The organism is Mycolicibacterium komossense, from assembly GCF_025822605.1.
In the GTDB taxonomy this organism is placed as follows: Bacteria; Actinomycetota; Actinomycetes; order Mycobacteriales; family Mycobacteriaceae; genus Mycobacterium; species Mycobacterium komossense.
In genome coordinates this window covers 127,941-141,250 of the sequence record NZ_JACKTY010000029.1, presented here as the reverse complement: position 1 = coordinate 141,250, position 13,310 = coordinate 127,941, and the positions used below count along the sequence as shown (strand labels likewise).

Sequence of the window (13,310 nt, the reverse complement as noted above, 5' to 3'; positions counted from 1 at the left end):
GAGATGATGCGGTCGGGTAGCTAGCCTCGCGTTATGGCCGATAGCGGGGAAGAACTGAAGGTAGACCCCGCCGTTCTGGCGGCGACCTGTGAAGCGCTGTCGGCGGCGTCGGACCACCTGCTTGCGCAGCTGAAGTCCTTGGACGGCACCGTGACCTCGATGTTGGCGACCTGGCAGGGCGCGTCGGGGGGTTCCTACTCAGATGTCTGGACCAAGTGGCACCAGGGTGCCGACGAAGTGGAGAAGGGCCTGGCGGCGATGGCCCATCTGTTGGGCGAGGCCGGCAAAGGCTACGAGGACCAGGAACAGGCTTCGGGGGAGAACCTGCGCGGGGTTTATCGTGGCTGAGCAGTTCGCTGTGGATCCAGAGGTGATCGCCGACGCGCTGGACCGGATGACCGACTTTCAGCGCACGGCCGAAGCACTGCTCAGCGAGATCGACACGACGGTCAAGAACCTGCATGTCAGGTGGTCGGGAGAGGGAGCGGCGGCTCACACCGAAGCCCACGATCGCTGGACCAGGGGAGCGGCGATGATGCGTGAGGCGCTCGACCAGCTGCACAAGGCCGGTTCGGGTGCACACGGCAACTACACGGCTGTGATCGCGGCGAATCAGAAGATGTGGTCCACGTAGGCGATGGCTCCGCTGATCGTTGATCCCGCTGCGCTCGACGGCGCGGGGGCTTCCCTGGTCGATGTCGGCAAGGACATCGGTCTGACGTTGTCGACGCTGAGCGGGACCCTGTCGGGTTGCGGGTCGATGTGCGGCAACGACCCGGTCGGTGAAGCTATGGGTAACGCCTACGACCGGTCGGCCGACGCCCTGCTCAAAGGCATGGCCACTGCCCGCAACGGTTTGGTCAATCTCGGTGACGGCGTGCGGATGTCGGCGTTCAACTACTCGATAGCCGAGGCGCAGTCAGATGTCTCGGGGCGGGCCCAGCCGTTGCCCGCGCCGACGGCGAACGGCAAGATTTCGGCGTCGTCGGCACCGTCGTCGGTCGGTGCCGGAGACTCCGCGCCCGCGGGGTGGGGGTGGGTCGCCAAGTACATCGGCATGATCTGGCCCAACGGTGACTCGGCGAAACTGCGCAGCGCCGCCGGCGCCTGGGTGGCTGCCGGCACGCAGCTGCTGGTGACTGAGGCGAGTGCCGCTGGACCCTTGGGAATCGTTGGTACCCAACAGATTCCCGAAGGCGAGATGATGGGGCAGATGTTCCCGGCGTCGCTCTCAGCCGCCAGTCAAATCATGTCCGCCACCGCCAGTCTGGCATCGACGTTGACAACCTACGCCGGGCAGATCGACGCCACGCATGCCGCGATCGTCGACCTCCTTTCGCGCATCTGCGATCCGATGACCGGGATCAAGGAGATCTGGGACATCCTCACCGACGAGGATGAAGACGAGATCAAGCAGATCGCCGACGACATCAAGACCGTCGTCGACAGCTTTTCTGCCGAAGCGTCGGCGTTGGCGACGCAGATCTCCACCGAGGTGTCTGCGGTCGAGAACGTCATGTCGGGGCTGGCCCCTGTCGCCGACAAGGTGTGGGACCAGTTCCTGCACGGCACAGATGTGGGCCGGGCGATCAATCAGGTGGGTCAGGCGTTCAAGGGTGTCGGACTCGAGGCCGGCGAAATTGTCGGCGGCCTTGCCGAGGATGCCTGGAAGTACAACCAGATCCGGGCCCTGGTCGACCCCAAGGGCTTCTTCGGCGACCTCAATAAAGAAGTAGAGGGTGTGGCCCCGCTGGTGGGCCTGGGCGGTGAAGGTGCTCCCGGGGTCTTGGACCTGTGGAAACAAGTCGGCAAAGACGTGTCGCACTGGGACATGTGGTCGACGAATCCCGCCGAGGCGTTGGGGCGCACGGTCACCGATGTGGGGAGCTTCTTCATTCCCGGCGGGGCGGAGGCCAAGGTCGCCAACGCCACGAAGGCGCTCGAGAACGTCGCGGACCACCTTCCCGGTGTGGCAGACCGGGTTGCGGGTGCGGTGCCAGAAGTTAAAGCGCCCGAAATTCGACCGCCGACTCCAGAAGTTCCGGCTCCTCGACCCGCAGAACCCGTGCCAGCCCCTGCTCCGCGCCCGGGCGAGCCCACGCCGGCACCCGCTCCGCGTCCGGCTGAGCCGTCGTCACTGCCGCCGGAAGCTCCGCGACCGACTTCGCCGACCGAGAGCCGGCCGCCTGCGGCCCCTTCGACTGCTCCGCACGAGGCGCCGTCGACACCGGCAGCTTCGGGTGAGGGTGCGCCGACTCCAGGCGGCCACGGAGTTCCAGAAACAGCCCCCGCGCCGACAGCCGGCCCGAGCCCGGGTGGCCATGAGGTGCCCGTGACAAGCCCGAGCGCGGGAGCGGCCGGTGCACCCAAGTTGCCTGATCTGGGCGGGATGGCCTCGGCGGCAGGTTCTGCTGGGGAAGGCGTGCCGAAGCTGCCCGACTTGGGCGGGATGGCGTCCTCGGCCGGCGGCGCCGGGGACGACCTCCTTCCCGCAGGCGTCGGCGCACACAGTGCCGAAGCTGTTGACGGGGCCGCCTCGCATGGCCACGGGCCGGGTGGGGAAGGTCCGGGACACGGTTCTGGTGAGGGATCTGGAGGCTTGCACAGTTCGGGTGGTGACGGTCCGGGCATGGGCGGTGATGGACCGGGTTCCGGCGGTGACCACACACCGCCTGGCGACCGTGACCTTAGCGGTCCGCATGACTCCAGCGATCCGCACGATCCGCATGACCCCCACGATCGGAACGACTCGCATGACGACCAACCCGGTCATGGCCTCACCGACGAGCTTCGCGACCAGATTTTGGCAACAGAGAAGGGGCACAGGCCGGATCCCAGCGAATATCTGTCACCGGACCAGATCGAGAGACATCTTGAGCGATTTGATCAGGGTGTTACGCGATTTATGGTTAGAGATAACTTGGAACAATGGGGCATTGGGCAAACGGATGGTACGTCGTTCGTCTTTCCGAGCGCCGAGCTCGACAATTTAATGTCGGCAACCGGTGGTGATCTCAGGCGTATCGAAGAGTCGTTGGGCCTTCCCGATGGATTCTTCAAGGAATACGATATCGTGAGGGTCGATATCGACGACCCACGAAGCTATGATTTGCGTGTGCCATCCGGGAACGAAGCGGGTGCCAATTCGCAGTGGCTTCCAGGGGGATTCCTGCCAAAGGGCATGCCGGAGGCCGTGATCGCCGGCGGGGATGTGCCCCGGAGTGATTATAGGGTGACCGAACTGCCTGGAGACGGAGGCTCTAACGGGGGCTCGTTAACTGGGGAGACGCAGACAGAAGGCGGAGCGAAACGACCTGATGACAACCAGCCAGATGATGGAGCGCCGAAGTGACATTCGATAACACCTACATTTCGAGGGAACATCGTTACCTGTTGGGTATCCATAGAGAGACTGGCGTACATTTCGAGGCAATTCCGGTAAGTAACAGCATGGTCGATTACATCGAAGCTTACAAAATCAGCGACGAAGAATACGAAAACTTTATGGCTGATGAGCAACAAGCGATCGATTTCGCCGAATCATGTCGCCGCCACGAACAAGACGATCGTCTATTCCTCCGCCCCGGTTCTGACCGAGGCATCCCACGTTAAAGTTGTAGTGCGTTCGACTCGGCGACCAAGTCTCCATGCGCTCAATCGTGATGAAGGTCCCCGCAGACGGCAGGACTACTCGATTGGGACAAGTGACAACGCTGGGAGCGGGCATATGAAACCGATCGTCATCGACAACGACGACACCCTCCGCGACGACACTGTCCAGGATCGACTCGTCGCCGACGACCACGACGCTTATTCTTTCTTCGGGAATCGAAGCGAATTTCCGGACTATACCGGCAATTCCCCTGAGATCGTCGTGGGGATACTCCATAGTTGCAGCGCCCTCGCCACTGCTGGTTGACAGCGACATTATCGAGGTTGGATTTCCAGGCCGTCCGGAATCAGAATTGACGTACGTCGGTAGCTGGCAGTGGGATGTGCACGGAAAGGCGCGAGGCGCCGAGTTTGTGCGGCGAGCTGCCGCAGCCACCCTCACCGCGATCGAGGAGGTTAGGTCGACACGATGACACAGAGTTTCATAGACGCGATCCTCGCGCTTCCAGCCACGCCTGGGGTGACCTATTGAGGAACCACTGGCGCAGGCATGACTTCAGTGATAACTCTGCAGGAAGTCTTACCGACCTCAGCTGATCCAAGGGTTGCTAGTGAAAACTTCGCCGCCGAGCAACTGGTGGCGATTGTGACGATGACCGGACGCAGCATCGCTCAGTTGGCCCGCCATCCTGATGAGCGGGAGATAGCGCTTCTTCCTGGCACTATTCTTCAGCCCGTTGGCTCAGTGGCTGTCGATGGTCTGGCGAAACCTGTTGCGCTGCTGGCTGAACCGGGTGATGCACCTAGGCTGCCTGAAAATTCAACAGCGTTGCGCGAAGCTGTGCGAGCCCAAGTTGCGAACGCGCTGACCTTGCTGCCAGTTGTCGTACATTCTCCTGGCCGATTTACCCCGCCCCAATGATTTCCTACGTCATTTAGGCAGTTTGATCGTGCCGCCTAAATGGTCTCCACGGGACGCTGATGCTGACTGGTGGTGGGACCAAGTATCAGCAACTTATGCCAATAGCGTCGCTGGAGAAGTGCACGCTGTAATTGGGTCGAACTTGAGACCGGGGAACGTACGGGAAACGGTAGAACTACCGAGACCTCTGGATAATTCCAATGTCACTCGAATCGTGATTGCTGATCCGCAAACCGACACTGAAAGAGTTATATTTCAACGACTATAAGGAGCGAAGGTGGACGACGATCATCTGAAGGCTACCGTGATCGCGGCGATCAGGGACACCGCCGTGCCCAGGGTAGACGCCGCCAAACTTGTCGAAGTCTATGGGAAAGATCGCGGCGAGTTATTGGCCGATTAGGTATCGACACTCGTACAAGCGGCGGTATCGATACCCATCGACTGGGATGGCAAAACCCTGGAGCAGGGCGCCGAGGACATAATGGTTAGGTTTAGCAAGATCACCTTCGGCGATATTCAGGAGTTCAACCTGGGCGCGTTGAACCTGATCGTTGACGAGAAGGGGTTCACGCCTGGCTACGCATCACCGGAGAATCGCGGCTAGCTACGTCGACCTGAAAACCCTTGGTAGGTGTTCGCCGTGGCCGAGTCTGTCCGATTGGTGTCGCAAACGCCGTTGACGGCGGTGATTTATGCAGCGAGGGGAGTCAGGGAACGATAATCAGATGGACGGGAACCGGGAGGCCGACATGACTTCGGGTGACATCGGACGTGATGCAGGACTCGAAGAGTTACTTGGCCACTATGAGAAGTGGCGTCAGATTTATACATATGCAGGGAAGTCTCCGATGGATGAACCGTGCTGGGAGGGCGGCCGTTTGAGTTTGCGGGCCGGTTACCCCTCCCCGGCTTGGACTGCGTACATCATCGAAGCAAAAGGCGGTGGGTATGACGTCCTCAGGTCAACCACCGAGCATCGCAACGAGCCGTTCGAAAGCTTGCGTGGATTCTTTACCTCACTCGATAATGCCGGAAAATATGTAATAGCCGATATCGGTGATTCCCTCAGGATCGAGCTCCGAATCGACCCGATCTACTGGGCGTGGGAGGACTCAGGACTTGATCCACGCGTAGTTCAGACGTCCCTGGGTCGGTATATTTCCAAGTTCGAACTAAGAGAAGATCCGACCAGATATCTTGTGCTTCAGGTTGGCGGGATGCAGCCGGAGAACCGGCTATTGCCGTTGACATACGGTGAATTGGATGAGTTGCTCTTGGACGGCCCACCTGAGTCCGTCCTTGCACGTCTTGGCGACTGGCCCGACCGAGGTTTGCCACGTTGAGTGGCGTCGGGTCGGGTGTGAACATCGGGCGTCGGCTTCGAGATCCGTACGCACACAGTGAAAGTCACTGAAAGGGTGAGCAATGGCAACGTTTGTCATTCGTAGTCTGGACCTTGGCCCATCCGACTTCGGGGGCCAACTTCCGGTTCGTGCCAACATCCTGCGCCAGATGCCTGGTCCTGATCGCGACGATTACCTTGTGGCGCGCCTGGAGCGCCCGATCAAATACCACTATCCCGACGCGTTCGACACGGCCAGGGCGCAGCATGATTTCTTGGCCACCGACGAGGACGGACCGTTCGTCTGGATTTACGTGATTGTGGCGTGTGCGCGATTGGTCGGAACTCGGTTTCATGCCCAAATGCGGTCGTTGCCGATCAATATCGCCTTCGTCATCGACAACACGCTTGGAAACGATGAGCGGTTGGATTTCGCCAAAGTCGAATTCGCGGCAGTCGGGTTCGCCGACGCGGTCCCCGAACCGACGCCGAGCAATCTGACCGAAGGCGAAACGCGGCAGAGCGACCAAGCCCACACACTGGTTGACAACACAATCGTCCGACAGGCTGTCGCCGCATTCGCCGCCGAGCCTGGACAACGACGTGCTCTCGAGGTCCTGAGGACGTGCATGTTCGGTGACCTCTTGTTCGATATCACCGGCTCGGAACTCTCGGCGACGGGGCAGTTCGAGGCTGGGGCACGAATGCAGATCGGCGGCGGCACCGGGCCGGGAGGCGGCCGGGCGTTGTTTGCATACACCCGCAACGACGAAATCGCGCGGATGTACCCGCCGGGGACGCGTATTCGGTCGATGGTGACGCCCGCGGTCGGCGCACTCGAGTTGGTGCGACGCCAGCATGATTCGTGGCTCTACATCGACCCGGCGGGCCCTACATGTGCGATCTCGGCAGCAGAGGTCGACTTCGCGCTGCGCAATCCGCGAAATGAGCCGCTGAAGGCAGCCCTGGCCGCACTGGCGGCAGGCGATATCGACCGTAAGGCGGTCCTTGCGGCTTTCTTGGAGGACGGCCCACTATTGCTCGGCCTCGACGACGCCACGCCCGACAACGTGAGCGTCGGATCAACGACCTTGCCAGACGGTTCCACTGGACTTCTCGGCTTTACCAGCGCTCCCGAGGTGGTTGCCTTCAGACCGTCGGACGCGGTAACCGCGTTCACCACCCGCGCTGTGGTCGAGATGATCCGCAATGAAGGCCACGGTGGCATTGTTATCAACCCGTCGGGACCCACAATTGCCCTGTCGGCGGCCGAAATCGGCGCTACGGGCCCAAAGTCACCGAGATTCACACCAGGGTCGTGAATCCCCGCGCACAACGACCCTCACGTCGATCTCGCCGCCGGGCCACCCGCACGCCCCCCGCAACCTGTCACACCCCGCGACCACACTCACACCATGCTCGATCTCATCCTGCCGCTGGAATGTGGTGGCTGTGGGGCGCCGTCCACTCGATGGTGTGAAACCTGTTCCGCAGCAATCCAAGTCGCCCAAGACGAGCCGCACCTCGCCACCCCGCGGCTGGATCCGGGCGTCCCGGTGTTCAGCTTGGGCCGCTACGCCGGAAGTCGCAGACAGGCCATCGTCGCGCTCAAAGAACACGGTCGCACCGACCTCGTCGCGCCGTTTGCGCATGTCTTGGCAACGGGCATCCACCACCTCCACAACTGGGGCCTGCTCGACCTTCCGCTGACGATCGTCCCGGCCCCGACGCGTCGCCAGGCAGCTCGCCGACGCGGCGGTGATCCGGTCGCCCGAGTGGCAACGGCCGCCGTCGCTGCCCACCCGGACATCGTGGTTGTCTCGGCGTTGCGGATGAAAGCGCTGGTTCGCGATTCCGTCGGCCTCAGCACTTCGGCCAGGGAACGCAATATCGCAGGTCGGGTGCTTATGACAGCTAAGGACCTGCCGTGTGACCGTGACGTCCTCGTCGTCGACGACATCATCACCACCGGGTCGACGGCTCGGGAATCTGTCCGTGTCCTGCAAACTGCGGGAGCGCGGGTGGCGGGTGTGCTGACACTGGCTGCCGCGTAAGTAGCGCTCCCGGGGGAAGGACCACGGTCCGTGTAACGAGCGTCGAAAGAACTGGCAACAGGTGTGCGAAAAAGGTGGCACGTTTGGGTGAACGCGGACTACCGTCGGTTCCTACGATCCGCGATTCCATCGCGGCGGGCTTCAGACAGTGAGGCCCCACTTCGGCCGACTGCGGTAGGAGGTGAGCTTTCGACACCTGGCGCCGCGGGGCTGCCCATTCGAATCGGTTCCCAGAGCTCTCGGCGCACGTCCTTCACGAGTCAGGCACGCCAGTGCGCGTGCGACGTGCAACAGAAATGAGTTGTCAAGCATGTCAACCCAATCCGTGGATACTGCCCAAACGCTGACCCCCTACCGCGAAGTCGACGATCATTCCGAACCGGCTCCCAATGCCGAAGTGGTCGTCAAGGGACGCAACGTCGAGGTCCCCGAACACTTCCGCCTGTACGTCTCCGAGAAGCTCGCCCGTCTGGAGCGCTTCGACCGCACTATCTACATGTTCGATGTCGAACTCGATCACGAGAAAAATCGGCGTCAGCGCAAGAGTTGCCAGCACGTGGAGATCACCGCGCGCGGCCGCGGTCCTGTCGTCCGGGGCGAAGCCTGCGCCGACAGTTTCTACGCCGCGCTCGAGTCCGCCGTCGCCAAACTTGAGGCACGGCTGCGCCGTGGCAAGGACCGCCGCAAAATCCACTACGGCGACAAGACGCCGGTATCCCTGGCCGAAGCGACCGCGATGACCGCCGATTTCTCGGCTCCGGCCGAGGCGCTCGATGCCGTTGCGGCCGAACTGGACGCCACGCCGCTCGACGACCACGAACCCGGTCGGGTGGTGCGCACCAAAGAGCACCCAGCCAAACCGATGACCGTGGATGACGCGCTTTATGAAATGGAATTGGTCGGGCATGACTTCTTCCTGTTCCAGGACGAGAGCACCGACCGCCCGACAGTCGTCTACCGCAGACACGCCTACGATTACGGACTGATTCGGCTGGCCTGACCCGACCGGCCTGACCTGCAGTTTGTCTCGAGACCCCGCCCGACCGCCGCGGTTGGGCGGGGCTCGCGACACAATAAGTCGACGTTGGAGGGGCCGTCTTCCGGCGTCACCTAGGATGGAGCAGGCAAAGACTCCAATCCTGTAGGGGATAAATTCGTGCTTTCGAAGTTGCTGCGCCTTGGTGAAGGTCGCATGGTCAAGCGCCTCAAGGGGGTGGCTGACTACGTCAACACCTTGTCCGACGACGTCGAGAAGCTCTCCGACGAGGAGCTGCGCGCCAAAACCGACGAGTTCAAGAAGCGCTATTCCGACGGCGAGAGCCTCGATGAGCTGCTGCCCGAGGGTTTCGCCGTCGCTCGTGAAGCTGCCTGGCGGGTCCTGAGTCAGCGCCCGTTCGACGTCCAGCTGATGGGCGGCGCGGCGCTGCATTTCGGCAACGTCGCAGAGATGAAGACCGGTGAGGGCAAGACCCTGACCTGTGTGCTCCCCGCCTACCTCAACGCCATCTCCGGCGACGGCGTCCACGTCGTCACCGTCAACGACTACCTGGCCAAGCGCGACAGCGAGTGGATGGGTCGCGTGCACCGCTTCCTCGGCCTTGATGTTGGCGTGATCCTGTCGGGGATGACGCCCGACGAACGACGCGTCGCTTACGCCGCCGACATCACTTACGGCACCAACAACGAGTTCGGGTTCGACTACCTGCGCGACAACATGGCGCACTCTCTCGAAGAGCGCGTTCAGCGCGGCCACAACTTCGCCATCGTCGACGAGGTCGACTCCATCCTGATCGACGAGGCTCGTACCCCGCTGATCATCTCGGGTCCCGCCGACGGTGCCTCGAATTGGTACACCGAATTCGCCCGCCTGGCTCCGCTGATGGAGAAGGACACCCACTACGAGGTGGACATCCGCAAGCGCACCATCGGTGTGCACGAACTCGGCGTGGAGTTCGTCGAAGATCAGCTCGGCATCGAGAACCTCTATGAGGCCGCCAACTCACCGCTGGTCAGCTACCTGAACAACTCGCTCAAGGCCAAAGAGCTGTTCCAGCGCGATAAGGACTACATCGTCCGCAACGGCGAAGTCGTGATCGTCGACGAGTTCACCGGCCGCGTGCTGGTCGGGCGCCGCTACAACGAGGGCATGCACCAGGCCATCGAGGCCAAGGAGCACGTCGAGATCAAGGCCGAGAACCAGACGCTGGCCACGATCACGCTGCAGAACTACTTCCGGCTCTACGACAAGCTCTCCGGGATGACGGGTACCGCCCAGACCGAAGCCGCGGAGCTGCACGAGATTTACAAGCTCGGTGTGGTCCCGATCCCGACCAACCGCTCGATGGTCCGCACCGATCAGTCGGACCTGATCTACAAGACCGAAGAAGCCAAATACATCGCGGTCGTCGACGACGTGACCGAACGCTACGAAAAGGGCCAACCGGTCCTGATCGGTACCACCAGCGTGGAGCGCTCGGAGTATCTGTCGCGGCAGTTCACCAAGCGCAAAGTCCCGCACAACGTCCTCAACGCCAAGTATCACGAGCAGGAAGCCGGCATCATCGCCGAAGCCGGCCGGCTCGGCGCGATCACGGTCGCCACCAACATGGCCGGCCGAGGCACTGACATCGTGCTCGGCGGCAACGTCGACTTCTTGGCGGACAAGCGCCTGCGTGAGCGCGGCCTCGACCCCATCGAGACTCCCGACGAGTACGAGGCAGCTTGGGATGAGGTGCTCACCGAGATCAAGGCCGAGGCCACCGAGGAGGCGGCCGACGTCCGTGAAGTCGGCGGCCTCTACGTGCTCGGCACCGAGCGCCACGAGTCACGTCGTATCGACAACCAGCTGCGTGGTCGGTCCGGACGACAGGGTGACCCGGGCGAGTCACGGTTCTACCTGTCCCTGGGCGATGAGTTGATGCGCCGCTTCAACGGCGAAACACTTGAGGCGCTGCTGAACCGCCTCAACTTGCCCGACGACGTGCCGATCGAGGCCAAGATGGTCACCCGCGCGATCAAGAGCGCACAGACCCAGGTCGAGCAGCAGAACTTCGAGGTCCGCAAGAACGTCCTCAAGTACGACGAGGTGATGAACCAGCAGCGCAAGGTCATCTACGAGGAGCGCAGGCGCATCCTCGAAGGCGAATCGCTGCAGAAGCAGGCCGAGGACATGCTCGTCGACGTCGTCACGGCGTACGTCGATGGCGCGACCGCGGAAGGCTATTCCGAGGACTGGGACCTGGAGAAGCTCTGGGAGGCGCTCAAGACGCTTTATCCGGTCGGCATCGATCATGAGCACCTGATCGACTCCGACGCGGTCGGAGAAGCGGGCGAACTGACCCGAGAAGAACTTCTGGAGGCTCTCGTCGACGACGCGAAGGCGGCGTACGCCAAGCGCGAGGCAGAGCTCGAAGCCCTCGCCGGTGAGGGCGCGATGCGGCAGCTCGAACGCAACGTGTTGCTGTCCGTGATCGACCGCAAGTGGCGCGAGCACCTCTACGAGATGGACTACCTCAAAGAGGGCATCGGCCTGCGTGCCATGGCACAGCGCGACCCGCTGGTCGAGTACCAGCGTGAGGGCTATGACATGTTCATGGGCATGCTCGACGGCCTGAAGGAAGAGTCCGTCGGCTTCCTGTTCAACGTTCAGGTCGAGGCGGCGCCGCAAGCGCCGACGGTCGCTCCGGTGGCGACGCCGGAGGGGCTGGCCCAGTTCGCCGCCGCGGCGGCCGCCAACGCTCAGGCCCAGCGTGCCGCCGGCTCCGATACCCCCCGCCCGCCGGCTTCGGGCTTGCGTGCCAAGGGAATTGCGGACGACGACTCGGATAAGGCGCTCACCTACACCGGCCCGTCCGAGGACGGCGACGCCCAGGTGCAGCGTCGCAACGGCCGCGGGGCGCACGCTGCTCCGACGGGGACCCGGCGGGAGCGCCGCGAGGCGGCCCGCCGCGCCAAGAAGGGCTGACGCCGCACCCGCTGGGCCCAGCTGCTGCTGCGCCCCGGCGGGGTGCCCAAAGTCGCGGGCAAGGCCTGCGTCACAGGGAGAGCTGGGCTCGGCCGAAATCCGTTGCCGGGGAAGCCATTTGGGTCGTTGGCCGCTATCCGGGTGGAAGCCTCACCGGGCCAGGTGCTGTTCCTGCACCCGATCTCGCTCGGTGGGACACTGCGCCAGGCCGACCACGGTGCGCGCGAGCATCACGGCGCCTTCGATGAGGGCTTTGTCGGCACTGGGCCCGGCTGCCGCCTTCGCGAATACCGGCTGGTGAATAGAGGCCCCGTTGGCGTCGATTCCGACGATCGGGTGAATGGCCGGCATGGCCTGCGTGATGTTGCCCATGTCGGTGGAACCGAAGGGGGAGCCGGCTTCGATCTGCGCGGTGACCGGATTCCTGTCCAGGCGCTGCATCTCTTTTCGAAACAAGTCGGCGAGCCAACGGTCGGGTGTCAACTCAAGGTACGTCGGCTCTGTCTCTCGCACCTCAAAGTCGCAGCCCGTCGCCACGGCGCCCGCGCGGAAGCAGTCCGACATCCTGTCCCGTAGTTCGCGCAGCGAGGAGGTGTCGTCGGCGCGCATGATGTAGTCCATCGCCGAGCGGGCCGGGATCACGTTGGCGGCTTGCCCGCCCTCGCTGATGATTCCGTGCACCATTTGGCCACGATTCAGGTGTTGGCGCAGCAGGCCAACCGCGACCTGAGTCACGGTGGCCGCATCCGCGGCGTTGCGCCCCAAGTGGGGGGCAACGGCCGCGTGTGCTTCTCGGCCGTGATACTCGACCGCCACCTGTGAGAGCGCGAGTGATCGTGCGTTGGCCATGTCGTAGGACCCGGGATGCATCATGACGGCCGCGGCGACGTCGTCGAACGCGCCGGCCTCAAGCATGAGCGCCTTGCCGCCGCCGGCCTCCTCGGCGGGCGTGCCGAGCAGGACGACGGTCAAATCCAGTTCGTCGGCCACCTCGGCTAGCGCCAGCGCGGTCCCGACGGCCGATGCCGCGATGATGTTGTGACCGCAGGCGTGGCCGAGCTCCGGCAACGCGTCATACTCCGCGCAGATGCCGACTGCCAGTGATCCGGCGCCGTAGACGGCCCTGAACGCGGTATCCAACCCGGCGGTTCCGGCAGCGATATCGAACCCGCGCTCAGCGACCAGTGCCTTTGTCTTGGCGCAGCTCCGGTGCTCGGCGAAGGCGAGTTCGGGCTCGCTGTGGATCGAATGCGACAGCTCGACGAGATCTCCGCTGCGGCGTCGGACGGCCGCCTCTACCGATGTCAGCGCATTGTCTGAGGTCATCGCCGAAGTATGTCATCCGCTCGCGCTTCACATCATGTAACGCAATGGAATCGTCAAAATCGATTGCTAGACCCTATGGCTATGTCA

At 62.9% G+C, this 13,310-nt stretch carries 14 protein-coding genes; 13 read left to right on the top strand and 1 reads right to left on the bottom strand.

Annotated features, from left to right (window positions below):
* The first annotated feature begins 33 nt into the window (after positions 1-33).
* The 13 genes from H7J73_RS14105 to secA all read left to right on the top strand — a co-directional run bounded on the left by H7J73_RS14105 (position 34) and on the right by secA (position 11,897).
* A complete protein-coding gene (locus tag H7J73_RS14105; protein ID WP_264068059.1) occupies positions 34-348 on the top strand; it encodes a WXG100 family type VII secretion target in 315 nt (104 codons plus the stop codon).
* Positions 341-634 (top strand): WXG100 family type VII secretion target, encoded by a 294-nt coding sequence (locus H7J73_RS14100; protein ID WP_308207415.1) that lies wholly within the window; start codon positions 341-343, stop codon positions 632-634. The genes H7J73_RS14105 and H7J73_RS14100 overlap by 8 nt, the downstream gene beginning before the upstream one ends.
* A gap of 3 nt (positions 635-637) precedes the next feature.
* A complete protein-coding gene (locus H7J73_RS14095) occupies positions 638-3,352 on the top strand; it encodes an NAD(+)--arginine ADP-ribosyltransferase (RefSeq protein WP_264068057.1) in 2,715 nt (904 codons plus the stop codon).
* A complete protein-coding gene (locus H7J73_RS14090) occupies positions 3,349-3,612 on the top strand; it encodes a hypothetical protein (RefSeq protein ID WP_264068056.1) in 264 nt (87 codons plus the stop codon). Before H7J73_RS14095 ends, H7J73_RS14090 begins: the two co-directional genes overlap by 4 nt.
* Positions 3,613-3,727: 115 nt before the next feature.
* Positions 3,728-3,919: a hypothetical protein gene (locus H7J73_RS14085; RefSeq protein ID WP_264068055.1), complete on the top strand. Its 192-nt coding sequence runs from the start codon at positions 3,728-3,730 to the stop codon at positions 3,917-3,919.
* A gap of 243 nt (positions 3,920-4,162) precedes the next feature.
* Entirely contained in the window at positions 4,163-4,534 is a 372-nt protein-coding gene (locus H7J73_RS14080) for a hypothetical protein (RefSeq protein WP_264068053.1), read from the top strand.
* A gap of 277 nt (positions 4,535-4,811) precedes the next feature.
* Entirely contained in the window at positions 4,812-4,937 is a 126-nt protein-coding gene (locus H7J73_RS14075; protein WP_264068052.1) for a hypothetical protein, read from the top strand.
* Between the two features lie 81 nt (positions 4,938-5,018).
* A complete protein-coding gene (locus tag H7J73_RS14070) occupies positions 5,019-5,141 on the top strand; it encodes a hypothetical protein (RefSeq protein ID WP_264068050.1) in 123 nt (40 codons plus the stop codon).
* 121 nt (positions 5,142-5,262) lie between these two features.
* Positions 5,263-5,880, top strand: coding sequence for a hypothetical protein (locus H7J73_RS14065; RefSeq protein WP_264068049.1), 618 nt, complete (start codon positions 5,263-5,265; stop codon positions 5,878-5,880).
* A gap of 169 nt (positions 5,881-6,049) precedes the next feature.
* Positions 6,050-7,201, top strand: coding sequence for an SseB family protein (locus tag H7J73_RS14060; RefSeq protein WP_264068048.1), 1,152 nt, complete (start codon positions 6,050-6,052; stop codon positions 7,199-7,201).
* A 93-nt stretch (positions 7,202-7,294) separates the two neighbouring features.
* Entirely contained in the window at positions 7,295-7,933 is a 639-nt protein-coding gene (locus tag H7J73_RS14055) for a ComF family protein (RefSeq protein WP_264068047.1), read from the top strand.
* A 310-nt stretch (positions 7,934-8,243) separates the two neighbouring features.
* Positions 8,244-8,933, top strand: a complete 690-nt coding sequence (gene hpf / locus H7J73_RS14050) for a ribosome hibernation-promoting factor, HPF/YfiA family (protein WP_264068046.1) — start codon at positions 8,244-8,246, stop codon at positions 8,931-8,933.
* Between the two features lie 156 nt (positions 8,934-9,089).
* On the top strand, positions 9,090-11,897 hold the full coding sequence (gene secA / locus H7J73_RS14045; RefSeq protein WP_264068045.1) for a preprotein translocase subunit SecA: 2,808 nt from the start codon (positions 9,090-9,092) through the stop codon (positions 11,895-11,897).
* A 150-nt stretch (positions 11,898-12,047) separates the two neighbouring features.
* Here the strand turns inward: secA and H7J73_RS14040 are convergent, their stop codons facing one another.
* The gene (locus H7J73_RS14040) at positions 12,048-13,223 is read right to left on the bottom strand and encodes a M20 family metallopeptidase (RefSeq protein WP_264068044.1); all 1,176 of its coding nucleotides are present in this window, start codon (positions 13,221-13,223) and stop codon (positions 12,048-12,050) included.
* Positions 13,224-13,310 lie beyond the last annotated feature (87 nt).

Bases quoted from the DNA above. Each gene is read 5' to 3' on its own strand.
- hpf (WP_264068046.1), top strand. From the start codon at position 8,244: ATGTCAACCCAATCCGTGGATACTGCCCAAACGCTGACCCCCTACCGC.
- H7J73_RS14040 (WP_264068044.1), bottom strand. From the start codon at position 13,223: ATGACCTCAGACAATGCGCTGACATCGGTAGAGGCGGCCGTCCGACGC.
- H7J73_RS14105 (WP_264068059.1), top strand. From the start codon at position 34: ATGGCCGATAGCGGGGAAGAACTGAAGGTAGACCCCGCCGTTCTGGCG.
- H7J73_RS14080 (WP_264068053.1), top strand. From the start codon at position 4,163: ATGACTTCAGTGATAACTCTGCAGGAAGTCTTACCGACCTCAGCTGAT.
- H7J73_RS14070 (WP_264068050.1), top strand. From the start codon at position 5,019: ATGGTTAGGTTTAGCAAGATCACCTTCGGCGATATTCAGGAGTTCAAC.
- H7J73_RS14055 (WP_264068047.1), top strand. From the start codon at position 7,295: ATGCTCGATCTCATCCTGCCGCTGGAATGTGGTGGCTGTGGGGCGCCG.
- H7J73_RS14065 (WP_264068049.1), top strand. From the start codon at position 5,263: ATGGACGGGAACCGGGAGGCCGACATGACTTCGGGTGACATCGGACGT.
- H7J73_RS14060 (WP_264068048.1), top strand. From the start codon at position 6,050: ATGCCTGGTCCTGATCGCGACGATTACCTTGTGGCGCGCCTGGAGCGC.
- H7J73_RS14085 (WP_264068055.1), top strand. From the start codon at position 3,728: ATGAAACCGATCGTCATCGACAACGACGACACCCTCCGCGACGACACT.
- H7J73_RS14095 (WP_264068057.1), top strand. From the start codon at position 638: ATGGCTCCGCTGATCGTTGATCCCGCTGCGCTCGACGGCGCGGGGGCT.